The sequence below is a fragment of the Paraburkholderia sp. EB58 genome (genome assembly GCF_050436665.1).
Taxonomy (GTDB): Bacteria; Pseudomonadota; Gammaproteobacteria; order Burkholderiales; family Burkholderiaceae; genus Paraburkholderia.
The window spans coordinates 97819-122561 of the sequence record NZ_JBNDMQ010000015.1 but is presented as its reverse complement, the minus strand read 5'-3'; the positions used below and the strand labels follow the sequence as shown (position 1 = coordinate 122561).

19 protein-coding genes and 1 pseudogene are annotated in these 24743 nt (G+C 56.7%); 12 read left to right on the top strand and 8 right to left on the bottom strand.

Annotated features, from left to right (window positions below):
• Nucleotides 1-17 precede the first annotated feature (17 nt).
• Nucleotides 18-323: a putative quinol monooxygenase gene (locus P3T40_RS22385; protein WP_429269914.1), complete on the bottom strand. Its 306-nt coding sequence runs from the start codon at nucleotides 321-323 to the stop codon at nucleotides 18-20.
• 109 nt (nucleotides 324-432) lie between these two features.
• Between P3T40_RS22385 and P3T40_RS22380 the strand changes: the two genes are divergently transcribed.
• Together P3T40_RS22380 and P3T40_RS22375 are read left to right on the top strand one after the other, a co-directional pair.
• The gene (locus tag P3T40_RS22380) at nucleotides 433-1392 is read left to right on the top strand and encodes a GlxA family transcriptional regulator (protein WP_429269913.1); all 960 of its coding nucleotides are present in this window, start codon (nucleotides 433-435) and stop codon (nucleotides 1390-1392) included.
• A 40-nt stretch (nucleotides 1393-1432) separates the two neighbouring features.
• Nucleotides 1433-1705 carry a hypothetical protein gene (locus tag P3T40_RS22375; RefSeq protein ID WP_429269912.1) on the top strand — a complete coding sequence of 91 codons (273 nt, stop codon included), beginning with the start codon at nucleotides 1433-1435 and terminating at the stop codon, nucleotides 1703-1705.
• 291 nt (nucleotides 1706-1996) lie between these two features.
• Here P3T40_RS22375 and P3T40_RS22370 read toward each other — a convergent pair whose 3' ends face one another.
• Nucleotides 1997-3160: a serine hydrolase domain-containing protein gene (locus P3T40_RS22370; protein ID WP_429269911.1), complete on the bottom strand. Its 1164-nt coding sequence runs from the start codon at nucleotides 3158-3160 to the stop codon at nucleotides 1997-1999.
• A 598-nt stretch (nucleotides 3161-3758) separates the two neighbouring features.
• On the opposite strand from P3T40_RS22370, the gene P3T40_RS22365 reads away from it, so the two are divergent.
• The 6 genes from P3T40_RS22365 (at nucleotide 3759) to P3T40_RS22340 (ending at nucleotide 10160) form a co-directional block, all read left to right on the top strand.
• Entirely contained in the window at nucleotides 3759-4619 is an 861-nt protein-coding gene (locus P3T40_RS22365) for a TIGR03571 family LLM class oxidoreductase (protein ID WP_429269910.1), read from the top strand.
• 239 nt (nucleotides 4620-4858) lie between these two features.
• Nucleotides 4859-5350 (top strand): MarR family winged helix-turn-helix transcriptional regulator, encoded by a 492-nt coding sequence (locus P3T40_RS22360; protein WP_429269909.1) that lies wholly within the window; start codon nucleotides 4859-4861, stop codon nucleotides 5348-5350.
• A gap of 674 nt (nucleotides 5351-6024) precedes the next feature.
• Nucleotides 6025-6447 carry a VOC family protein gene (locus P3T40_RS22355; protein ID WP_429269908.1) on the top strand — a complete coding sequence of 141 codons (423 nt, stop codon included), beginning with the start codon at nucleotides 6025-6027 and terminating at the stop codon, nucleotides 6445-6447.
• A gap of 1229 nt (nucleotides 6448-7676) precedes the next feature.
• Entirely contained in the window at nucleotides 7677-8411 is a 735-nt protein-coding gene (locus P3T40_RS22350) for an SDR family NAD(P)-dependent oxidoreductase (RefSeq protein WP_429269907.1), read from the top strand.
• Between the two features lie 116 nt (nucleotides 8412-8527).
• Nucleotides 8528-9343 (top strand): enoyl-CoA hydratase/isomerase family protein, encoded by an 816-nt coding sequence (locus P3T40_RS22345; protein WP_429269906.1) that lies wholly within the window; start codon nucleotides 8528-8530, stop codon nucleotides 9341-9343.
• A gap of 307 nt (nucleotides 9344-9650) precedes the next feature.
• Complete coding sequence (locus tag P3T40_RS22340) at nucleotides 9651-10160, top strand: cytochrome P460 family protein (RefSeq protein WP_429269969.1); 510 nt, start codon at nucleotides 9651-9653, stop codon at nucleotides 10158-10160.
• A gap of 699 nt (nucleotides 10161-10859) precedes the next feature.
• Here P3T40_RS22340 and P3T40_RS22335 read toward each other — a convergent pair.
• A complete protein-coding gene (locus tag P3T40_RS22335) occupies nucleotides 10860-11315 on the bottom strand; it encodes a universal stress protein (protein WP_429269905.1) in 456 nt (151 codons plus the stop codon).
• A 1286-nt stretch (nucleotides 11316-12601) separates the two neighbouring features.
• Here P3T40_RS22335 and P3T40_RS22330 point away from each other — a divergent pair.
• Together P3T40_RS22330 and P3T40_RS22325 are read left to right on the top strand one after the other, a co-directional pair.
• Nucleotides 12602-14413 carry a chloride channel protein gene (locus tag P3T40_RS22330; protein ID WP_429269904.1) on the top strand — a complete coding sequence of 604 codons (1812 nt, stop codon included), beginning with the start codon at nucleotides 12602-12604 and terminating at the stop codon, nucleotides 14411-14413.
• Between the two features lie 45 nt (nucleotides 14414-14458).
• A complete protein-coding gene (locus P3T40_RS22325) occupies nucleotides 14459-14725 on the top strand; it encodes a hypothetical protein (RefSeq protein WP_429269903.1) in 267 nt (88 codons plus the stop codon).
• A 538-nt stretch (nucleotides 14726-15263) separates the two neighbouring features.
• Here P3T40_RS22325 and P3T40_RS22320 read toward each other — a convergent pair.
• Nucleotides 15264-15512 (bottom strand): LysR family transcriptional regulator, encoded by a 249-nt coding sequence (locus P3T40_RS22320; RefSeq protein WP_429269968.1) that lies wholly within the window; start codon nucleotides 15510-15512, stop codon nucleotides 15264-15266.
• A 247-nt stretch (nucleotides 15513-15759) separates the two neighbouring features.
• On the opposite strand from P3T40_RS22320, the gene P3T40_RS22315 reads away from it, so the two are divergent.
• Nucleotides 15760-16707, top strand: a complete 948-nt coding sequence (locus tag P3T40_RS22315) for a D-2-hydroxyacid dehydrogenase family protein (protein ID WP_429269902.1) — start codon at nucleotides 15760-15762, stop codon at nucleotides 16705-16707.
• 548 nt (nucleotides 16708-17255) lie between these two features.
• On the opposite strand, the gene P3T40_RS22310 is transcribed toward P3T40_RS22315, so the two are convergent.
• The gene (locus P3T40_RS22310; protein ID WP_429269901.1) at nucleotides 17256-18524 is read right to left on the bottom strand and encodes a porin; all 1269 of its coding nucleotides are present in this window, start codon (nucleotides 18522-18524) and stop codon (nucleotides 17256-17258) included.
• Between the two features lie 96 nt (nucleotides 18525-18620).
• Between P3T40_RS22310 and P3T40_RS22305 the strand changes: the two are divergent.
• Nucleotides 18621-18779, top strand: a pseudogene (locus tag P3T40_RS22305) (IS5/IS1182 family transposase); the annotation flags it as partial.
• A 131-nt stretch (nucleotides 18780-18910) separates the two neighbouring features.
• Here the strand turns inward: P3T40_RS22305 and P3T40_RS22300 are convergent.
• The 3 genes from P3T40_RS22300 to P3T40_RS22290 are packed head-to-tail and all read right to left on the bottom strand — an operon-like array spanning nucleotide 18911 to nucleotide 24702.
• Nucleotides 18911-20350, bottom strand: a complete 1440-nt coding sequence (locus P3T40_RS22300; RefSeq protein WP_429269900.1) for an efflux transporter outer membrane subunit — start codon at nucleotides 20348-20350, stop codon at nucleotides 18911-18913.
• Nucleotides 20343-21521, bottom strand: coding sequence for an efflux RND transporter periplasmic adaptor subunit (locus P3T40_RS22295; protein ID WP_429269899.1), 1179 nt, complete (start codon nucleotides 21519-21521; stop codon nucleotides 20343-20345). Before P3T40_RS22295 ends, P3T40_RS22300 begins: the two co-directional genes overlap by 8 nt.
• A complete protein-coding gene (locus tag P3T40_RS22290; protein WP_429269898.1) occupies nucleotides 21511-24702 on the bottom strand; it encodes an efflux RND transporter permease subunit in 3192 nt (1063 codons plus the stop codon). The genes P3T40_RS22295 and P3T40_RS22290 overlap by 11 nt, the downstream gene beginning before the upstream one ends.
• Nucleotides 24703-24743: the final 41 nt, after the last annotated feature.

The window sequence follows — 24743 nt, the reverse complement described above, 5'->3', positions numbered from 1 at the left end:
GCCGAGGCGCGTAGGACTCAGGCCAGCTGATTCTTCATAGCCAGGACGTCGATCGGCTCGATCGACGGGGGGCTTGCGAGCAGCTCGTCGGCTCGCGTCATCAGGGCGTTGGCCATACTGCCGTGCAGGTGCGCCTGGCGATCCTCTTCACTTGCAAAGGCGTCGAAGACGCCAAACGTCGTCGGCGACAGCTTGAGGGCGAACCAGATCGGCGTGGTCGCTTCGCGATTGGTCATTTCAAGCCCGGTGGTAAGGAAGTCTGCTACCGCCTGCTCCTTTCCCGGTTTGGCTTCGAGTCGGACAAAAAACGCGTGCTTGATCATCTTTGTTCTCCAGTATCCGCCTGAGGGATTCATGCGTTGAGTGACACTGTACAAACAGAGCGTCCCGGGGAATACTGTCTCTATCGACAACTTTGATATCAATCCAGCCATGCGAATTTTTGTCCTCGTGCTCGAGGGAGTGTTCGATACGGGTTTGACCACCGTACTCGACGGTTTAACGATGGCTAACAAGCTTGCGAGTGCAACGGGGATGGCCGCTGCGGGCTTCGACATCACTGTGGTAGGGGTTCGGCCCGAGGTGCGTACTGCACTCGGGATGCAAGTACCAGTGCGCGATATGAGCGATGCGCCTGCGCCGGATTGGGTCGTCTTACCGGCGCTTAACCGCACGACGGCTGAAGAACTGGTGCCCGTGCTCGGGAGGGATGACGTCATCGATGCACTGGGCGCTTTGCGCTCGTGGCGCGACGGAGGCGCGCGCATTGCAGCCGCTTGCACGGGCACGTTCGTGCTGGCTGAAAGCGGCTTGCTCGATGGTGGCGAAGCCACGACCACCTGGTGGCTTTCCCCGCTCTTCCGGCAGCGCTACCCGAAGGTGAACCTGGATGCGCATCGCATTGTCGTTCCCAGCGGCAGTGCGCTAACCGCCGGGGCGGCCCTGAGCCACCTTGACCTTGCACTGTGGTTGATCCGCAGTAACAGTCCTGAGCTCGCGGCGCTCGTGGCCAAGTACCTCGTATTCGATGCGCGGTTGTCGCAGTCTGCTTATGCCATCTCCGATCACCTTTCACATTCCGACCCGCTCGTCGAGCGCTTCGACCGGTGGGTGCGTGAGCACCTCGACACCGCAATTGCAATGGACGTCGTCGCTGATGCATTGGCGACCAGTCCGCGGACGTTGACGCGACGTCTGAATGCAGTGCTTGGTAAAACGCCCGTCGAGTACATTCAGGATCTGCGCATTGAACGCGCCGTCCATCTGCTAAAGACGAGCAAACTGACGATTGATCGTATCGCAGGGCAAGTCGGGTATGCGGACGGCGTCACATTGCGCACGTTGCTGCGGCGGCGCATCGGAAAGGGAGTACGTGAGTTGCGGGCCTCGTGATCACTTCGACCAGGCAGGGTCAACCTCACGGAAACTGCCCATGCGCTTGAATGCGCTACTTCGGTTTAGGTTCGGAGCGCCGGTCGCACGGGTCGCGCGCGACCGTAACATCAACGCCAATCAGGTTTGGACCTGGCGCGAACGGCACGCCCAAGGTCTGCCGGTCGAAGTCGTGAAGACGGAGACCATGTTGCCTGTAGTTGTCGATGTGCAGCCCGATAGACCATCCGACTTTGCGCCAGACGTGCCGGTATTTTTGTTGCTGCAACTGGCAGCACTCCGCTTCAGCATGGCAATACTTCGGTTCGGGTAGAAGGCATGACTGATGCGATGATATTGCGTCTGGGGCTTCGAGCCGGTTCTCAGGTGTCGGCCTTCCTGCGAACATGCGGATATGGATCCCGCCGGCATCACCGACACGCGCTCTGGTTTCAACTCGCAAGCGACGAAGGTGCCGACGGTACAGGAACGGGATCCTTATTGCGGCCTATGCTTACTTGCGAAGTGGCTGAATGATAAGACAGGTAGGATAGCCGACTTACAATCGCTGCCGACCGTTCGCACGTAGGTGCGGACACTCACCTCCTTTCAGTCGAGCAGCAGATTACTTTGCCAGCGTTCGATAGACGCCGCGTTCGAACGTTTCGTACAGGCCCATAAAGCGCGGTTCTACAAACGGCAGCGTCTGCGTCATGATGATTCCGATCACGTCTTTTTTCGGGTCGAACCAGAAGTGCGTGTTGCACACACCTGCCCAGAACTGCGAGCCGGCCGAGCGCATGCCGGGCACATCCTCATCGATGCGCTGGAAGCCCATGCTGTGCGACTTTTTTCGACCGGGGAAGAACTCGGCGTCGGCAGTGATCGACGGGGCGGCGGTCTTAAGCAATGCAGTCGAAGTGTCACCGATCTGATTCGTCAGCAACCGGGAAAGGCCCGCTTCGCTCAGGATACGATGGCCGTCAAGCTGCCCCTTGTTGAGGTACATCCGCAGGAAGCGCATGTAGTCCGGAGCGGTTGAGTAAAGCGCGTGACCCATGCCGTAGAACGCTGGTCTGGAAGGCGGTGCAAGCTCGAAGTTGGCGAACAATCCGTCCTCGCCGCGCATGCGCACGCTAGACAGACGCGGCGCCATATCGGGCTCCACCTCGAAGCGAGTGTCCTGCATGCCTAAAGGCTGGAAAAGCTCATCGTGACAAAAGTCGTCAATTGCGCGACCGTCCACTTTTTCGACCACCTGACCGAGCCAATCGATGCCAATACCATATTCCCAGCGGTCGCCCGGATCAAACATGAGTGGGTAGTCCAGCCCTTCACGCAAGCCCGATACAATGCTCGGCTGTCCAGTGGACTCCATGTAACGTTGAAGTTCCAAGTTCCAGTACTCGTAAGTCAGTCCAGAGGTGTGAGTCGCGAGATGCCGCACAGTGGCCTGCTTGCGAGGCGGACGCATCAGCGGTTTGCCTTCAGCGTCGAAGCCCTCGAGTACTTGCTTGTTCACGAACTCCGGTAGGATTTCCGCCACAGGCGTATCGGGATCGAGCTTGCCGCGGCGGTCCATCAAAATCATCGCGGCGGTGCTGCCCACAGCTTTGGTCATCGAGTAGATGCGGAAGATCGTATCGCTTGCTGCGGCCATACCGGGTCGCGCCTCGCCGGCACTCCCGCTCCAGCGCACACCGCCCCGGTCACCGACCATCGCGACAGCAAAGGGAACATCCTGCCGTTCCACGGCGGTCTGGATCACATCATAAAGTTCACGCATCATCTTTCCATTAGTAATAAAACAGCGCGGGGACGTTCAACCAACGGTCAGGTTATCGGTCGCAGCGCTCAACAACTTACCTCATTCGGGCTGAACGTACCGTCATCGTCTACGGGGCACGCGTAGCGGCGGCATCCTCGCTGAGCCCGAACTGGTCGAGCATGATCTACAACAAAAACAATAATTTGGTGATCTCCGTGCTGAGCGCGACGTTGGCGACTTGCAATGGTTGACCAGCATTAGACCGGATGCGTGCTCCCCGCCTGAACAACTCCCCCGTCTCGCATATTTCTTCTGCCGTCTGGGGCATCTGTCGTGCGACGAGCCTCAGGCGCTCCGTTATTCATTGGAATTTCTGGATGGCCGTACTCCACCGCTACCGAGATTGAACCATCGTTACCTTCTGACCAGTTGCTTCATTCTCGACCTCAGTAATGCACCACATGACAGACGTTGCCGTAGACGTATCGTTGACGCAGAGGAACAATTGAATTGCGGGGGACCACGATAATCTCAGGTCGAACGTCGCCCAGAATATGGGCAGCTTAGAGACCACAACTGGAAGCGTCATTGCGTTTCCCTATATTGTCAGGATATCCATATGAACGCTAACCTGCACCAGCCCGCCATGCTGATGCCCTCGCCCGATAGCGCGCCGCAGTCCAATCCTGGCTTCTCGCGCATGTTCGCGCGCGATCGGCTTACGCTTGGCGTAACCTTCGCAATCGAGTCGTACCCCGGCGATGCGCCAACCATGCGCAATCAAATCGCACTAGCTCGCAAGGCGGAGCAGATGGGGTTCGCCGCACTTGGCGTGCGCGACGTGCCGCTGCGTGATCCAGACTTTGGCGACCTTGGTCAGATCTACGACCCGTGGACGTGGCTTGGATATGTTGCCGGCCAGACGGAGTCCGTCGCGCTGCTCACCGCCGCCATCGTACTGCCGCTGCGCCATCCGTTGCACACCGCCAAGGCGGCAGCCAGCATCGATCAGCTTACCGGTGGCCGACTTGTACTCGGCATCGCCTCGGGTGACCGCCCGGTAGAATTTCCGGCATTTGGTGTCGACCGCGAAGAACGCGGCGCGATGTTTCGCGAACAAGTCGAATATCTGAATGCCGTTTGGGGCCACTCGTATCCTCGGATCGAGAGCCGCTATGGCGCGCTGTACGGGGCTGACCCCGTTCCCAAGCCTATCTCCACCCGGGTGCCGTTAATGGTCACGGGTAACAGCCAACAATCGGTCGACTGGATCGCCAGCAAAACAGACGGGTGGATTACCTATCTACGACCTTTGGACATTCAGGTGCAAGTGATCCGCAAGTGGCACGACATCGTCGATGCCGTAGCGCCCGGAACATTTAAGCCGTTTGCGTTGCCCTACAAGATCGACCTGGTCGCTGACCCGGACGTCCCCCCACGCCTATCCACAACGGCCACCGTTTGGGCCGCAGTTCGTTGATGCGGCATCTGGAAACGCTCGAGCAAGCGGGCGCGAACCACGTCCTGCTTAACTTCAAATTCGGAAGTAGGCCGGCAGAGGCGGTGCTCGATGAGCTCGCCGTGCATGTAGTGCCACGTTTTCCGGCTCTGGGCACAACGTAAATGATTAAAACGCAAAGGAACACAAATTCCCATACTTGAATATAAAGGCATATGCCACCAAACTAGGTTAGAATGGTCCCATCGCGGAATTTGGCGATGGATGCGTGGACCGGCACTTCGCCCAAGAGAAACGAATACATGAGCAACCCCCTCACACCCAGTGTATGCAACTATGGCGCGCTCCGGCGGGCGACGAGAGGTATAGGTCAGCTCTACGATGAAGCTCTGCGAGGAGCAGGGATCAATGCTGCTCAGTACACTCTGCTCAACGCGATATCGCGCCTCGATGCGCCCACCCAGGGCGAATTGGCCGTCGATATGGTGATGGACCTCTCGGCTCTCGGCCATACGTTGAAGCCACTGATTCGCGACGGCTGGGTCGAGACCCGCAAGGACGAAGGCGACGCCCGGAAGCGTCGCATTGCGTTGACTAAGGCTGGAGCCGCGAAGCGACGCGAAGCAGAAGCACTTTGGAGGCCGGCGCAAAGCCGTTTCGAAGGTCTCGTCGGACGCGGCGTAAGCAAAGAACTCCGCGAGCTGCTTGATGCGATCGCTGCGCCGGATTTTGCAACGCACTTTTCGATCTAAAAAGGGTCACTGGCTTACCACGGCCGCGTGGCCCCCAGTCGAACGACGGCGAGTGGAAGGTAGTGGCTTGGCGAGCGAATTCGTCTTTGGCACGGTAACGCCTACTCGAAACCAGATTAATGATTCGCTGTTCGCCAATCTATTACTCACTTCGTCATATTTTCGGCCGTATTCGAATTACACGGAAAATCGGCTGCGCCGAGGCCGCACAATACAGCAGGCATACAGAACACCACATTACGTCCCCCTACTCTTTCTCGGAGTCGCCTCAGGTGCAACACAACCTCCGCGAGCGAAAGTAAGCACCCGAGCGCGACCGAGCATTCCTCCACTCGCAGCGTGTATACAGCGGTACAACAACAGCCATTTTAATTGCTGATTGAGACTGGTCTGAGCGGTTGTCGTCAATAGTACGACGCCCGGCAAGGCGATTCCGCGTGGCACATTGGACTCGCCATGCTCATATGGCGATTATTGGTAATGAGACTGTTGCCAAAAGATGGCTATGCCCGCCCGGCGAAAGTTGATAGATTGTGTGGGTCGGTAGCTACACGCACATCGACAAGTGAGAGAATTCGGCCCCGATCGTCAATGGTCGGGGTTTTTTTATGCTGTCGCGTGTGCCTTTTTTCGGGACGCGACGCGTATTAAACATCTGAGAGGACGACTAAAGAATGGCGAGTAAATCTTTGACACTCGGCGTTGATCACATCGGTCTGACAGTTCGTGACCTCAACCTTTCCCGCGACTTCTTCATTAACTGTCTCGGCTGGATACAGATTGGTGAAAGACCGAACTACCCTGCAGCCTTTGTCTCCGACGGGCAGATCACGTTGACGCTGTGGGAGGTCAAGAACCAAAACACTACAGTTGCTTTCGACCGCAAAACGAACGTCGGTCTGCATCACCTCGCGTTGCGGGTCCCTACTGAAGATGCGCTGAACGAAATTTTTTCGCGGGTATCCAGATGGCCAGGAGTCTTGGTTGAATTTGCGCCAGAAAATCTGGGTGAAGGGCCCAAGCGCCATACGATGGTCTACGAGCCTGGCGGCATTAGACTCGAGTTCGATTTCGATCCGCGCATACAGGTCAATTGAGCAAAACAATGGGGCGGGACGCTGCGCATATCGAGTGTAGGCCGCAAACTCGTGAAAGCGGGAACATGGTCTCTGACGGGCATTGTCTGGGCGGACGGCCGCGTTCAAGCCAGAAGCATTACTCGCGTCCCACCACTCTCATATCGGTCCGTTCCCTCATGCTGCCCCCCTCGCGGGACTGACGTCAATGAGAACAACTTGCCGGCGTCGCCAGGCGTCTTGGCGTAAGCGGACCGAAGATGCCTTCCTTAATCGTTCGGGCACGCTCACTGAGCCGATGACGCGAGCTCGCACTTGGCAACGCGATGGGCTCTGAGCCCTGCGGGGTTCTTGCCGTCATACCCCTCGGGCCGATGACGGCTTCTGGGCAGCAAAGCCGTTAGCGGGGCTTCGATTTTGGCGTGGCCCTTCGTTATATTTGCTAGGCGACTTCCGTCCCGCAATCGCCAGTCAAGCCCGCGTGCCGGTGAGACTATCGGGCCTTTTTGGTCGGTGCAGCACGCTCGTGGGTTCACTGCTATTTTATTCATCCCTTCGCCGCACCGATGTAATAGCCGTCGGTTCGCGCTCATACTCACACGCAGTCTTTGACGCTCAATCGTCAATCTGCCTCGACTAATCGATTCATCTCACGCCCAACAGATACGCGCACCGCAATATGCAGAGCCACCAGCTTCACTCGGAACACGTCCAGCGATTTCCGCGCGAGGCTTTTCGCGTTATCGGAGCGACTACCAGTATTTCAAATGGCGTCAATCAGGCGAAGTCCCCGCCACTCGCGCGTCGACCTGCACACATATCCATGGTTACCTGCGCTTCGGGGTGCGTTGGCGATCGCCTCATGGCTAGACCAACAGCATTTGAACCGGTAGGCGTGGCAAACGCTTGACGCGTGCAAATTTCCAAATCATGAGGCGACCCATTTTCAAACGCCTTTTAACAATCCCCGTAAGGAGTTCGACATTTAGATCAGGTAGTAGCTTCCGCCTACGCACCTATGGCCTCCCTAGCTCCTAACGGGACAGAAATCTCCTATACCAGGGAGCCGTTCGAGCAAGCAGGCAGCTGCCCTGCGTCGATGCATCTTTTTTTACTAGCACGGGAAAGTCAATTACCGGCAACGATGTTTCCGAGGCCGAGGTTCGGTCTTAAACTCGTGGCACGTTGTCCAGCGGCGTGTCGGTATTTTTATGCGAATACAGCTGGTTCACCTTTGTGAGGGTTGGAAAATGACTATTGGAAAGCGTACGGTTGTTATTACGGGTGCGTCAAGTGGGATGGGCTTTGCGCTAGCAGAGGCATATCTTCAGCGGGGCTACAATGTGGTTGGAAACGCGCGGACGATTGAACGTCTGCGTGCCGCTGCCGAAAAGCTCGGTAATCCTGAAAATTTTCTTTTGGTTGAGGGTGATATTGCGTTACCCGAAACTTCCAAGAAGATTTTCGAGAAGGCAATCGCGAAGTTCAAACGGGTGGATATCCTTGTCAACAACGCGGGTATTTTTGTTGCGAAACCAATCACCAATTACACGACAGAGGATTTGGACAGTCTTATCAATACAAATCTGAAAGGATTTTTCTATCCCACGCAAGCAGCCGCTGCACACATGATCGAAAACAAGGATGGGCACATCGTCAATATCACGGCGGCGCTTGGAATGCAGCCGAGCGCCGCTGTCCCCGCGACGATACCCGTGATGGTCAAGGGAGGGTTGAATCAAGTGACGAAATCGCTGGCAGTCGAACTTGCGAAGCACAACATCAAGGTGAATGCGGTCGCTCCTGGCGTGATTGCCACCCCATTGCACAGCCCGGATAAGCACGCGTTTCTGTCCACACTCAATCCCCTCGGCAAAGTAGGTGACGTCGATCAGATTGTTGACGCAGTGCTCTATTTGACAGCCTCAAATTTCACCACAGGCGCGATTATCCCAGTCGATGGCGGGGCCGCTGCAGGACGATAGCCAAGGCTCGGGGGCGCTTTAGGCAAGTTAAGAACGATCCTTGCTTATGCGCCCGTGCAGTATCGAATCAAGCGCCCAATCCGGGTCGCGTTCAGCTTGAAGGAAGGAGAATTTCTATGGGCGGTCTCCAACAGTTTATCCTACACGAGGAATCAGCCAGCTACTGGCGCGTCGTATTTGAGAATCCTCCGCTCAATCTCGTCAACCCCGATACCTTGGTACAACTCCGCCAACTCGTCGGTCGGATCGAAGCGGCTCCTGAGCTAAAAGTCGTTCTATTCGAGAGCGCGAATCCCGACTATTTCCTCGCTCATTACGACATGGCGAGAGCCGCCGAGAAAGTCGACGGTGGGGGTGCAGTCGAATCACCATGGATCGACTTTGCAACACGACTTGCCTATGCTCCTGTCGTTAGCATTGCGTCTGTCCGAGGCAGAGCCCGCGGCATAGGCAATGAGTTTTTGATGGCGTGCGATCTTCGCTTTGCAAGCATTGAACGTGCGATCTTCGGCCAGCCGGAGATCGGTGTTGGCATCATGCCGGGCGGTGGGGCATTGGAACGTCTGCCTTTACTCGTTGGACGTTCACGCGCGCTTGAGATTATCGTCGGCGCGGACGACCTCGACGCCACGACCGCCGAACGCTATGGTTTAGTCAATCGTGCCATTCCGGATGCTGAGCTTGACGCGGTTGTCCTTAATCTTGTGCGGCGCATCGCCTCCTTTGATAAGCAAACAATAGCAGAGAGTAAGAGCGCGCTGAATCGAAAAGGCATACCTGACCTAGCCGACTTGCGATCCTCTCAAGATCTGTTCCGGTCCTCAATTGGATGGTCGGGAGCACGCACGCGCTTAAAAACTCTTGTTGAGCGCGGGCTTGGCCAGCATGGCGATTGCGAGCTACGTTTAGGTCATCATCTCGGAAGTCTGTAGGTCATTCCCACAGGTCCAGTCGAACCCATCGTCAGTATCACATGCGAATCGACATCCTGTCGCCTCTATTGCCCAGTATCCGCCAAACTTCGCTACAAGCCGGTGAGCGTTGATCAACGCGCCCTGCCTCGTGCTCAGGTCACTTAGCATCGCGTCGTGATATGGGCTGCGCCGCCCTGCCCGTCGTGCAATTCCCGAGCGGGATGCGAGGAAGCAAGCATCTAACTTCGGATGAGTTGTCCTTTTAATCTTGAGTCTGCTTGTCGCGATGGTCGTGGCGGATCGAACGTACAAATTGGAGTTGATTATGAAGTGGTCTAACGTCAAACTGTTTGCGGTCGCGAGCGCGTCGCTTTTTCTTACCGCATTCCCAGCGGCTCACGCGGAGGAACCCGCGGAAAATGCGTCGCCAATCTATGGCGTGACAGTTCCAGACGGATATCGGCAGTGGGAAATGATCGCGCCGTCTGAGGAAGCGGGTTCGCTAAACGAGCTTCGCGTCATCCTTGGGAACCCCACAGCGGTCAAGGCAATCCAGAAGGCCACCCAGCCTTTTCCCGATGGAACCATTCTGGCCAAACTGGCATGGAAGCGGACTCAGTCCACAAGATTCGCGACCGCGACGATCCCGGGCGCTGCCACGTCAGTAAGTTTCATGGTCAAGGACTCGAAGAAATATGCCACCACCGGTGGCTGGGGGTTCGGGCAGTTCGTCAATGGTCAGCCCGTCAGCGTGGCGAAACATCAAGCGTGTTTCGCCTGTCACCAGGCGCTGGCGAAAGATCAAGACTTTGTCTTTACGCGCTTCGCGCCCTGAAGTCGTTGCCCGCCGCGACGCGAACAGCTTCGCGCTCTCGGCCGATTGTCGACGACCTTTGCTCACCGGTCGTATGATCGGATAAGCCTCATGTCCGGTGCATGGTCAGGGCTCTTGAGCATCTGGTCGAGAGCCGCATGATGTTACTTGCGACTCAGTCGTCATTGGACACTGGGCTTGCACTTGTCTTTTAGTGGGAATTGCTGGCAATTCGAAATCCAGTAACGATGAAGTCGCAGGCCGCTCTCCCCTGTTGCATACGGCCAGGTCAGACGCTCACGCGTCCGGCGGGAATACTCGTTCTTCGCTACGTCATAGATAAATTCCTCCTTGCCGACCCGAGCTTCGACGGTGAAAGTCGAGGTGACTGACTTTGGCCCGACCACTGTGATGCCTGCTTCATGACACGTGAGGATTTCCTCGCTCTTGACGTACCATCGATGGTTGACCCGTTTCTCGCCAACAGGAAGAAATCGTCGTGTTTCGAGATAAATGTCGCCCGATCCTTTATTGTTCGAATTCGGACAACTTTTATCCGTTCTCAACGAAGGACGCTTCACCGTACAACTTATGCGATGTCTATCGTGCCATAAGTGCAGGCGCAGCAAAGATGCACGCTGGTGGTCGACATCACGGTCTCAAACTCTTAGCACGAAAACGACCACGGGAATTGGCTATTATCTGACCGAGGTGGTGAGTTCAGTCCTCCTCTCTGCTTTCAACCAATACCGAACAAGGCGACTTTTCGATGACTTTTACGCAGGTCGACGGGTTGGCCCAACGGCGCACCCGTGACAAACGGCGGTGTCCCATCACGATGACCTCCGCGGTCAGCAGTCGGGCTTGTTCGATGACGACATCGGCAGGATCTCCTGCGCAGAAGTGCTGTTCCACCGTGAGATTCCGGTCGGCAAGCTGTACGGTTGCTGCCGCCAGTACGGATTGTGCGAAAGATGTCTGAGCGTGTGCGTACGGATAGACGAGGCCATCGTAAGCGACACCGCCTGTGCTGGCCGGATGCAATGCATAAGATGGGTCAACAACGCATAGAAGATGTACGGTTGCCGTACCTGGCATCGCCACGCGGCTGGCCAGGTCGACGACGTGGACGCTCTGGGGTGAGCCATCTAGCGGAACGAGGAGAGTATTGAACATGGGTGGAGATCCAGTCGGGGGCGGTGTACGGCGGATGCCGGCAGCGATGACGAATTCCTCGCGCGCGGGATTCCTTTCAGGATGCGACGGCTCCGGCACGATTGCACACAGCACATCGGAATCGGTCTCGTATGAGTTAGCCAGTATTTCCAATTGATGAAACGGTATGACGTCTTGGTACAGGTATGACTTTGACCAGGTATCGCAAAGGTATCCTTACGGATAGACGTAATATTCATATGACGCCGTTAGAGATTACAGAACAGGTGGCGGGGTCAATATTAGAGGCAATATGCGCGCAAAAGGAGCCATCATTTATCAAAAGATCGTTAGCCAACCGCAACGCAATAGACCAATTGATCCTCGACAGACAAAACTGTTATTCGACTGTGGCCATTTACCCAGATGGCGTCGTTGCACACAATAGATTCAACTTCCGCGTCCCAGGGTTCGCGGCCCGTCACGGCGGTGGCGATGTGAGGCTTGCCAACTGGCTGCTTGTGTAGACGACTCAATTTGGATAGTTGCGAAAGTGCTTCCTAAGATATCGCTTTGCTACGGCCTTCATCGCTCCCCTGCCCGTACTTGTTGTTGGTAGGAGCTTTTGTGCCAAACGGTATCCTTCGCCAAATTCCACTGCACCTTCGATCTCTTGGATTGGCGGTCGCGGCAGCTGCTGTTGTCTTGTTGAGCCGTCTCGCTATCGCGGAAACGATCGCACCATCGTTTAAGTCGCCTATTCGACTGACGGTGACAAGACCGCCATTCGTCCACCTCGGGAGCGGATCGCGACTCATCCATATCAAAAGGCGCATCAAGGCGATCGGCTGGCCCGAGCGGGAAACGAAGTCTGACACGTCGCAGGGCGTTTCGTGTTGGGACGGGCGTCGAATGACAGAGGTCTAGCCGGATCCACTGTTGGAGGCGACGCCACGTCGACGGCCGCTTCGGGGGTCCACCGGTCATCCGTAAGACTGCATCGCCTGGCGGGTTATCTGGCTTGAGCGGTCTTTGCACTACGGCTCGCATAAATGGTTCGCGGTGTCCGTCGTCGCGATCGGCCGAGCGCAGCGGTTGACCATGCGAACAGACAGTTTCCTCCACAACTACCTGGAAGACCACGCCCACGACCGCACACTGACGCCGGAGACTTCCTGACGTCCTGGCAGCTCGGTCAAGTGATGGGAAGAAAACCAGAGTCGTGACTATTTAACACGCTATATGACGGTCGGATGCAAATTGGCTCCGGGCGGGTTTAGATCTTCGGCAGCCAAACAACGTGAATCATGAGCAAGTACAAGGGCGATTTCGCAACAGATGTCCGGCTTCTGCGTATCAGTGCAATCGCGGCGGTCAGTGGTGCGGTGAGCACAGTCGCCGCCGATTTTCTGCTGCACCTTATCCACTTCTTCACGAACCTGTTCTTTTACCAGACGATATCCGCAGCAGACCATTCACCGTCGCAAAACACGCTGGGACTATTCGTTGTTGCGGTTCCCGTGATTGGCGGCCTGGTGGTTGGAATGATTGCGCGGTTCGGTTCGGAGCAGATCCGCGGCCACGGCATACCCGAGGCCATCGAAGCAATCCTTTTCGGAAAGAGCAAGATATCGCTGAAAGTTGCAGTCCTCAAGCCGCTCGCCTCGGCAATCGCAATCGGCAGTGGCGGCCCTTTTGGAGCGGAAGGCCCGATCATCATGACAGGCGGAGCAATCGGTTCGCTCATTGCTCAATATTTCCACCTATCGAGTGGCGAGCGGAAGGCGCTCCTGGTAGCGGGCGCAGTCGCCGGCATGACCACCGTGTTCGGCACGCCGGTTGCAGCAGTGCTGCTCGCCGTCGAGCTTTTGCTGTTCGAACTGCGGCCTCGCAGCCTTCTGCCGGTCGCCATCGCGTGTGCCGTGGCAGGCTTCACTCGGCCGCTGTTGTTGGGCAGCGGACCTTTGTTTCCGCTGCATACGTTGCCGCTCGGCCCTATGGGTCTCGTTGGGTCGGGAATCGCGGGATTGATCGCCGGCCCGTTGTCGTGGGGATTGTCTACGTCCCTCTACAAAGTAGAGGATCTGTTCGGCAAGTTGCCGATCCATTGGATGTGGTGGCCCGCATTGGGTGCGATACCGGTCGGAATCGGCGGATATTTTCAACCGCACACGCTCGGTGTCGGATACGACGTTATCGGCGCCCTGCTGGAAAACCACCTTGCTGTGAAGGTCGTGGTCGCAATCGTGCTGGTCAAGGTCATCATTTGGATGATTGCGCTGGCCTCGGGCACATCCGGTGGCGTAGTCGCCCCCTTGCTGATGATAGGCGCAGGCGTGGGCGCGATTGCCGCCCCGTACATGCCAGGCGGCGAGCCTGCAGTCTGGCCGCTCATCTTTATGGCCGCCGCGCTCGGCGGCATGATGCGCGCGCCTGTGATGGCAGCCGTGTTTGCATTCGAGCTGACGGGCGACGCCAACGCTTTGCTTCCCCTGCTGGCGGCCGCCGCCGTCGCCTATGGTTTCACGGTCTTTTTCATGCGTCGATCGATTCTGACCGAGAAGATCGCCCGTCGCGGCTATCACATCTACCGCGAGTACAGCATCGATCCACTCGAAAGACATCATGTCGACGATGTCATGACCCGCGCCGTCGAGACGATCGACGCGAAAGCGACCGCCGCCGAGGTACTTCGAGACTATTTCGGGGCACGGCAGAAGTATCGTGCCTACCCGGTTGTCGACTCCGGAATTCTGGTGGGCATGGTAGACCGGACGCTGTTCAATGAGATCCCCGCGGAAAAAAGCGGTGCTTCCCTTGGCACGTTCTTCGCACAGGCGCGCCCCGAAATCGCGCTGCCGCAAGAGACTTGTAGAAGCGTGGCCGCCCGTCTCGCGATAGCCGGAATCGACCGTGTTCCCGTGGTCGAAGACGAGAAGACCTATCGCCTGCTCGGCATCGTATCGCGGCACGACCTGGTCAAGCCATCGAGGTCAGTGTTCGCCGAAGAAAATGAAGTCGAGCAATTCCGCCGCGTGTGGATTCCGCGGAGGACGCGCCTCGCACCGACTGAACAGCGGGAAAATGGACCGCGCAAGGATGTCGATGTGGGCTGGTGAAAAGAACAGTACAACGGAGAGACAGATGCCTCAGGACCGCCAACCGTGGCAGAAAGAACGGAAAAGGTCGGCTACAACGTTCAGACCGTCGTGGATGCGAAGCATCATCTGTACGTCGAACGCGAGGTCACCACCGTCGGAAGCAATTGTGCGCAACTCAGCAGGATCGCTTTGTCGCCGAAGAATGCGTTGGGCAAGCCCGAGCCGAAGGTACTGGTTGACCGGGGGCTACTTCAGCCCATCGGAAATCCAATCGTGCGAACTGGCGCTCAAAGCGTATGTACCGAAATCGCTCACCTCGACGCCAAGTAAGAAGGGACTCTTTAGCGAGCGCGACTTCGTCTAGGTCGAAAGGGGCGACGAGTATCGATGCTCTGCCGGTTAGCGCAATTCATCGGCCCACGACAGTTGAGCATGACATGAATCCACGTGTGTAACGGCCACCTGCATGCCCGCACTGCCATCTCAAGCAGCGATGTTTGCCCAGCGACTGTCGCCGTATCCAACGATGGGAGCACGAACACATACTGGAACCCGTGCGGAGTCGGCACGACAGGATGTCTGATGCAATGACCATCCGCAGAAGTACCGTTGCGCATGTATCCGGTAAGTTCAGACACCGGATACGCGCCACCCACTTTCTAACAAAGGCGCACGGACGGCTGAGCACCGAAACGGGTCCTAAAGTAGTGGCTTAGAACCTCAAGCGATCCATGAATATACCTGGCGACGTGTCTTCCGCTCAGCGATGCACCGGAGTAATGACTCAACACTTGTGAGTGGAATTATTGACGATGACTGGGACGGTAACCCGTATGTATCGCAGTGTCATCTGAAAAGATTCGCTTTTCTAAGGATCCGATTCTATTCCTCCAATCTCTATCTCCGCCTCACTTACAGAGGTAAGGATATCCTTACAGCGCTCGAAATAGCGACGTCCAACGTCAGTCAACCCCATCCTCCTCGTCGTCCGCTGTAACAGCTTCGCCGAAAGATGCAACTCGAGATCCGATATTGCCCGCGATACGCTTGCTGTAGTCGTACCGAAATGCCCTGCCGTTTCCGTAAAGCTCCCCAATTCCACGAGCTTTACAAACATCTTCATTTTCTGGAGTACGTCCATCCGATAACCTGCTCGGAAAAATTGCATATACGAATTCTTGCATGGAATATCACACCAATTGCCAACCGATTGGTAAACGATCTTTTCACGGATCTTCGGTATTCGGCAACGGCCCCACCAAAATACAATTGCACCATAGCCCACGACGACGCACTGGCAGCCGCAACATAGTGCCGTGCCCGTGGTCTCGACTGCCTACCCGTAAAAGAGCGGAGAACGAAACATGAGCCTCAAGGCGGTAATCCTCGACGATTACCAGAACGTCGCACTAAAGATGGCAGACTGGTCAGTGCTAGACGGTCGAGTAGATATCACGGTATTCAATGACCATCTCAGCGATGCTGAAGAACTGATTGAACGCCTGATGCCATTCGATGTTGTGTGTGTAATGCGCGAGCGTGCGCCGCTCACGCGTGAAATCATCGAAAGACTACCGAACCTCAAAATGATCGCTTCGACCGGTTTGGAAAACGCGTCGATCGATCTCGATGCGGCGGCCACGTATGGTATTGAGGTCGTTCACACAGGCTATAGTTCCACACCCACGATTGAATTTACGTGGACACTGATCCTTGCCATGGCCCGCAACATCGGCCTCGAAAATTATTCGCTGCGGCAAGGTGGCTGGCAGGTTTCCGTCGGCGAAGAACTCGCTGGTAAGACGCTTGGTCTGCTCGGGCTCGGCCGTGTCGGTTCAGCTGTGGGCATCATTGGTCAGGCGTTCGGAATGAACGTTGTTGCGTGGAGTCAGAATCTCACCCCGGAACGCGCGCTAGCGAGCGGCGTGCAACTGGTCAGCAAGGAGGTGTTATTTAATACCGCGGACTTCCTGTCAATCCATGTACGTCTGAGTCCGCGAACGCACCATCTCGTTGGTCAAGCGGAATTGGCTCAGATGAAACCTACGAGCCGACTGATCAATACGTCGCGCGGCCCGATCGTCGACCAGGCCGCACTCCTCAAGTCCTTGACGAGCGGTCAGATAGCGGGCGCCGCGGTGGATGTCTACGATGTCGAACCCTTGGGAAATCCGCATCCGTTGCGCGAACTACCCAACGTACTCGCAACCCCACACATTGCGTATGTAACAGAGGGGTTGTATCGAACGTTCTATGGCGATACCGTGCGGAACATCGTTCACTGGGTCGAGAAAAAGAACGGACCATACTAAGCGAGACGTCGACCTCCATAAATTGTAGTAGTCAGCACCTGACGCCGAAGACAATATAAGTTCGTTTCGTCATTCACTACCTGACTACCTGACTACCTGACTACCTGATAGTCGAGATGCCCGGTAAGAGCATTCGACGAGACAAAGAGGATCGCCAACCGATAGAGCCCCACCGAGCGTTCCGCAATTTTTTACACGCGATCTTCTGTCTTGTGGGCCTCCACCGCATCAGCGCTCAATAGATGATCGAATTCTACCTGCAGCCCGGCATCACTCACAACGGCGCAAATTGCGCGCGACGAGACGTTCGACAAGATTGGAAACTTCAATCCACGGCCTCTAAGCTGCCGTAGCGCTCCGGGCGCTTCTTCAAACGGTACAAGCCGCAGGTATGCATCGCAAAGGGCGCTTGATATTGGTTCAGTTGGGTCGAGCCGAAGATGCCTGCAGAGAATTCTGCAACACATCTTCGGTCAACACTTCGAAATTGACATAACGATTCATCCAACTCCGCAGCCACGTGTACCCTAGCCGCTTTTGCCGGGACGTTAGAACGCAGCTCGCACGCCCGTCGCGACAATATAGTTATCGGACTCGAACCCGTTGAAAGCCGATCCATTGAACTTCGAGAACATATATCCCGCATATACGTCTGTGCGGGAGCTCAAGCGATAATCTGCGAGCAACGAGTACTGAAGCTGATTGCCGCCGGCTACGCCTGTAGACTGAACAGTCTGCGTGTCGTAAAAGCCAGCTGCGATGTCAAAAGACCGGGTTACCTTGTAGTCACCACCTGCGAAGTACACGTTGGACTTGGTTGGATTGATCGTATTTGCCAACGATCCATTGTATCCGTAATAGCTGACGGTAGTCCCAGCCGCTACAGGATCCGAAGGCGCCTTAAGTTCGTAATGCTCGTAGCCCGCCTTGAGGGTCGCCGCTCCAAACGAGTATTTGGCCGCGATCATGAAATCTTCGTCATTGTCAAGCGTAAGCGCCCCCACACTTGTGCCGATTTCTGTCCCATTAACCGGATTGACGCCGACCAGCGCGCCTGAATGCACTGCATCTCGAGCGCTGTAAAACGTGGCCTGAATGCCAAAGTTATGTGCCTCATATCCGACGTTGGCGCCGACCGTCGAACCGTCTCCGAATTTTCCTGCGTCTCCCCCGAAACTGTAAGAGACTCCAAAATTGATGGGCCCGACGTGGTTGGTATATTTGATGTTGTTATCGGTGCGCGAGCCCTCGGTGATGCCACCGGCCGAGTATGAGCCAGAGAACCCAAGCGGTGAGAACAGCTGAGCCGCAAACACCGGATCGTAGTTGACAATCGTATCAAAGCCCAGAGTCGTGGTTCTCCCGAATGCGACCGACCCGTACTCGTCCTGACGAAAGCCGATAAAAGCGCCCCGGTTAAACAATTGACCATTCAAAGCCGAAGCAACACCGATTGTATTATTCGATCCGGCGATCGAGCCCGCCGCATTGTTCAGGTTACCGGAAGGGACGTTGAATCCCGATTCGAGACCAAAGAATGCATGAAGGTCGCCTCTCAAGTTCTCATTTCCACGAATGCCCCAGCGCGAGTCTGAGATGCCTCCGTTAAACATGCCCCATACCGGCTGGTTGAACTTGGTACTCACTTTGCTGACCGGATTGACCGTCGCCGCAAACAGCGCGCTGCCATTCGGACTATGCTCAACAACCCCCACGGCGACGTCCACAACACCATAGAGAGCTACGCTGTTCCCGTCGTCCGCATGCGCGATGCCAAACATTGAGCCCAGAATAGCCGCTGCTAGCAGCTTTTTCATTTTTCAAGTAGCAAAAGGTCAAAGGGATTAACTTTTATTTAGTCGAAGCCCTTAACCTAGGGTTTTAACTGATTTATCCCGGGTGAATTAAAATTATTTCCTTGGGTGGTCGAGCATACCCACCCATGGCTCCACAACTTTCGTCGTCTTCGCCTTCACTTTGAGCGTCGCGCCGACGTTCACGAAGCATTCCTCAAATCGGGTTGCTCCCTTGCCTGCTGGAACACCTTCAGACGTACGGAACAGTCCTTTTGAAACGGTCCTTAGGCACTCCGTCCGCCTCAATGCGGCGCCAGCACGTCAACGTTATAACGCCAGATCATGGGCCCACTTGGATTGACGGTTTAGCTGATTCAGGCATGCGAACTGTATTAGGATTCCTTATCTTATCGATCCGACGCTTCGATCGGCTTCAGGTCATCCTTGCTCCAGCCACCGCCGAGCGCGCGAATGAGGTCTACATTCGCATCCATCTGCTGCGTTCGAAGCGCGATTACACTGCGCTCCGATTGAAGGGCAGCGGATTGTGCCTCGACCACGTCCAGATAGCTGACCGCACCGCGCCGATAGCGCGCGAGCGAAAGGTTGACCGACGTGTCAGCTGCATTTGCGGCATCTTGCTGCTGATTCGTTGCGGTGCCCAGATCGGCGAGCAACGAGAGATCGTCTTCCACCTGCCTGAATGAGGCAAGCACCACGCTTCGGTAGCGGGCGCCGGCCTCTGATGTTGCCTCCTTCGCGGAGTTCAGCTGCGCGCGCCGCTTACCGCCATCCAGCAGGTACAAACCCAGCGTTGGCCCGATGGTCCAGAAGGAACTGGGAGCGCCGAGCAGATCCGCGAGCACCGAGCTTTGCACGCCGCTCCCCGCACTCAGCGTCAGTGACGGGAAGTACGCGGCACGGGCAACGCCAATCCGTGCATTGGCCTCCGCTACGCGGCGCTCGGCTGCGGCGACATCTGGCCGCCTTTGCAGCAATGTCGATGGCACACCAACCGGGATGGCGGGCAATGGGATGGGCTGGGTACTTGGCTCAATCCGGAAGTCCGATGGCGACGCGCCAACCAACACGGCAATTGCGTGTTCCAGTAATGCTCGCTTGGCCCTGACCTGCGTGAGGTCGGACTCAGCCGACGACAACTGGTTGCTTGCCTGCGCCACATCGAGACCAGACACGATTCCACCGCCATGCCGCTTGCGGGTCAGATCGAGCGCCTTTTGATACGCCTCGTCAGTACCCTCGATAAGCTGGATTTGCTGATCAAGACCGCGCAGGTCGATGTAGCTTCGCGCCAGCTCGATTTCTAGGCTCAACTGCGTCGACGCCAGATCAGCTTTTGACGCCAGACCCTCGTCCTTGCTTGCAGCAACTGAATCGCGCACGCGTCCCCAAAGGTCGACTTCGTAGTCAGCTTCGACGCCCAGCGTGGCCGAGTTGTAGTCGGTCGGCCCTGTGGAGCTGCGCAACGGTCTCGTGTCTGACTCGCGGTCACGCTGTATATTGCCGCCAGCGGCTACCTGAGGATATAGCTCCGAGCTGACCTGCTTGATGTACGACTCAGCTTGCTCATAGTGAAATAACGCGGCGCGCAGGTCGGGGTTATTCGCAATCAGGCGTTGCTCGAGATGATCAAGTTTCGGCTCCCGATAGAGTTTCCACCATCCCGCGCGGTCGAGCTGGTCAGCCGGACTGGCCGCAGTCCAGGGTCCCTGAGACTGGTACTGTGCCGCGACGGGTACATCCGGAATCTGGTAGTGCGGTGCGAGTGAGCATCCGGCAAGCGCCATGGCACCCACAAGTGAGGTCAATGTCCGATACTTAGCCATGGCTTGCACCCTTGGCCCCCGGCTTGATCACCTCAACATGGTCACCCTCGACAAGACCATCGGGCGGCGTGTCGATCACGCGGTCACTTTCGGTGAGTCCAGAGCCGATGTCTACGGCATTTCCGAGGTCCTGCTGGATTGCAACGGACTTGAACCGGACCGTGTCATGACCATCGACGGTCGCGAGCCGGAGCCCACGGTTGTCGAATATCAACGCGCTGGCCGGCACGCGCAACGCGCCGGCACGTGCCGGCAGCGCGAAGTGCAGGTTCACGAAGCCGCCCGGCAGCAGCAGATGACCAGGATTGTCGACCAGCAACTGGACCAGCGTCGTTCCCGATGCGGCGTTGACGGAGTCGGCCAGACCCACAACCGTGGCCGTAAAGCTCTTGCCGGAATACTCCGGGACGGTAAAGCTGCCGGTCCCACCGGGTTTGATCATCGGTGCATATTCTTGCGGCACATGCACGTACAGACGCAGCTTATCCACGCTCGATACCGAAAAGAGCTGCGGCCCGGTACCACCGCCGGCATTGATCAACGCACCGACGTCGGTATCGCGCGCGGTAATCACGCCGTCAAACGGTGCGACAATCCTCCCGAAACTCTTGGTCGCGACCAGCCTGTCGACGTTTGCCTGCGCCGCCACCACGCGGGCCTGCTTCGCCACATAGTCTTGTGTACGGTCATCGACCTCCTGACGGGACACGGAATCGGAGTCCAGAAGTCCCTGCCAGCGATCGGCAGTCGTCTTTGCCAGGGCTGCATCGGCTTTCGCGCTTGCAAGGTCAGCCTTCGCCTGATTCAACTGCTGGTCGAGTTCGGGCGTCTCGATGTCGGCGAGCTCTTCGCCCGCCTTCACCTGGCTGCCGATATCGACACGCCAGGATTTCAGGTACCCGCTAACACGCGCATAGATGGGCGCGCTCTCGAAGGCCTCGAGCCGGCCAGGGAGGTCCAGCGAGCCGCCCGGCGCCTCCTTGGCCGGCACAACGACATTCACCGACGGTATCGCTTGAGCTTCCGTCCAGACTTTGAGCTGATGCTCATGTTTCAGCCGAAGTGTGACGCCACCAACAACGATGATGACGGCGAGCGCACCACCGACGATCCCTGCAAACGAAAGCTGGCGTTGCGGCTGCGCCGCACGCGGTGTAGGTTCAAACGACATGGATTGAATCTCCAGAAATCGGCGCGGTCGAAGTGCGACCCCGACCCGAATGGAACATGCAAAAGACGGCCGGCACGAGGAACAGCGTGGCGATCGTCGCGAACAGCAGTCCGCCAATCACCGCGCGGCCCAGCGGCGCGTTCTGCTCGCCGCCCTCGCCGAGAGCAAGCGCCATTGGCGCCATGCCGATAATCATCGAGAGCGCTGTCATCAGGACGGGACGAAACCGCGTGCTGCCGGCCTCGAGCGCCGCCTTGAACGCGTCGCCGTGTTCAGCCAAACGTTCGCGACAAAAACTCACCACCAGAATGGAATTGGCTGTTGCAACACCCATGCACATGATGGCGCCCGTCAGGGCGGGAACCGACAGGGTGGTGTCCGTCGCGAACAGCATCCACACGATGCCGGCCAGCGCCCCCGGCAAAGCAGAGACAATCACCACCGGATCGGCCCACGATTGGAAATTGACTACGATCAACAAATAAATAAGTACCACCGCTCCCAGCAACCCGAAGAGCATGCCGCTGAAGGTGTTGTTCATGGTCTGCACCTGGCCGAGAAGCACAACCTTCGCACCCCTCGGTACATCTTTTGCATTGGCGGAAACGACGTGCCCAATGTCGGTAGCAACCGCACCCAAGTCTCGACCTTGGGTCGTCGCGAAGATCTCTACCATCGGCTGTATGTTGTACTGGCTGACGACTTCATCACCGGCAGTACGGTGGATGGTGGCCACCCCACCCAGGATCTGTCCGTCGTTCGATGGTGTGCCGCCGGTGAGCGGTAGGTTCTGCAGCGACGGCAGCGTATCGAGACCATATTGCGGCGTCTGCAACACAATCGGATATTCAACGCCATTTGCCGGATTGAGCCAGTACGTAGGGGCAACTTGGCTTGAGCCCGCGAGGTGAACAACAAGGCTATTTGTCACGTCACGTTCGGTGAGGCCCTGAAGCTGTGCATGGGTCCGGTCGACATTGATATCGAACTGAGGATTAGCCTGAGATTGCTGAATGCGGGCGTCAACAACGCCTGGAATATGCTTGATCTGGCGCAGCAGCTGGTTCGCGTATGCGAAGTCTCCTGGCAAATTGTTCCCACGAATCTGGAGGTCAATTGGCGCTGGTGAACCAAAGTTCAGAATCTGGCTGATGATGTCCGCCGGCGGGAACGAAAACGTGACACCCGGAAAGGCATGCGGAAGCTCTTCCCGCAACTTTCGGACGTATTCGGCGGTGGGTCGATGACCCTCCTTTAGTGATATCTGGATGTCCCCATCCTGCGAGCCGATCGTCCCTGTGTTGCTATAAGCGGTGTTGAGCCCACTGATGGAAAGTCCCATATTGTCGACAACGGTACCAAGCTCAGATGGTGGAATCGTCGACCGGATCCGTTTCTCCACGTCTGCGAAGATCTGTGCCGTTCTCTCAACACGTACGCCAACAGGTGCGCGTACGTGCAATAGGATCTGCCCGGCATCGACGTCGGGGAAGAAGTTACGCCCAAGAAGTGGTACCAATGAAAATGACACCAGGACGAACGCGAAAAACCCAACAACGAACCCGCGCCGCTTTACCAATATCAGCTCAAGTATCGCGCTGTAGCTCGAACGGACACGCTCAAAACGTGCCTCGAATCCACGTTGAAACCGCTTTAGCGGATTCGTGGTGTCGAGCGGCTCATGGTCGTCGTTATGGACGTGGGGTTTTAGCAGGTACTTGGCCATCGTCGGCACGAGGGTCCGAGACAGAATAAACGATGAGACCATCGCAAAGATCACTGCTTCTGCCATCGGCACAAACAGGAATCGCGCCACGCCGTCAAGGAAGAACATCGGAACAAACACGATGCAGATGCAAAGCAGCGAGACGAACGCTGGCGTGACAATCTGTGCAGCGCCGTCGAGAATGGCGTTGTCGACGAGCTTGCCTTGCTCCAGGTGCCAGTTGATGTTCTCGATCGTCACCGTGGCATCGTCGACAAGAATCCCCACGGCCAGCGCGAGTCCGCCAAGGGTCATGATGTTCAGGGTCTCGCCGAGCATCGAGAGAACGGAAATGGACCCGAGAATAGCGAGCGGAATGGAGGTCGCGATGATGACCGTCGAGCGCCAACTTCCCAGAAACAGCAGGATCATGAGACTCGTGAGAACCGCGGCAATCAAACCCTCGCGTGCGACACCGGAAATTGCCGACCGGACGAATATCGATTGGTCTCCGATAGCGTCAATCTGAAGATTGTCCGGCAGAGAAGCCTTCGCATCGGCAACCCGCTCCTTGATTCCGGCGATAATTGCCAGAGTGGAGGCGGAGCCATTCTTTAGCACCGTCATTAGCACTGAACGTTTGCCATCGACGTGCACGATGTTCGTTTGCGGAGGGCTGCCGTCCGTCACATCGGCAACATCACGCATATAAACTGTCGTTCCGTTTGCCGATTTGATCGGCATGGCAGCAATCGCGTCGATTTTTGACGGAGCATTATTCAGTTGCAGTGTGTACTCGTAGTTTCCAATTTTTTCGGTTCCAACCGGTGTAATCAGATTCTGTGCAGCCAATGCCTCGCCGACGTCCTGCGCGGATAGACCCCGGGCCTCCAGCCGCGAAGGGTTGACGTTGATCTGTATCTGTCGTGTCTTACCACCGTACGGATACGGCAATGCCGCCCCTGCCACGGTCGTCAAAATCGGGCGCAGCTGATTCAGACCAAGGTCCCCGAGGTTCTGCTCCGAGAGCCCCTTCCCGGACAGCGCGAGTTGGATGATGGGAACGGTCGACGCGTTGTAGTTGAGGATAAGCGGCGGCGTTGCTCCGGGGGGGAGCTGTTTCAGGATGACCTGTGCGATTGATGTCACCTGCGCATTCGCAGTCCGGATGTCGACGGTCGGCTGGAAGAAGATCTTAACGACGCCATATCCGGCAATGGACTGGCCTTCGATGTGTTCGACGTCATTGACCGTTGTAGTCAAGACTCTCTCGAACGGCGACATGATGCGGCCGGCCATCTGGTCAGGTGGCAGCCCGGTGTATTGCCATACGACACTGATAACCGGGATCTTGATGTCGGGAAAAATGTCCGTTGGCATGCGAAACGCAGCGAGGGGGCCGACAATGAAAATGAAGATGGCCAAAACAACGAATGTATATGGCCTCTTGAGAGCAATGCGAATAATACCAATCATGAAAAATCCCAGAATCGCAGATCTCGCATCCATAAAAAACG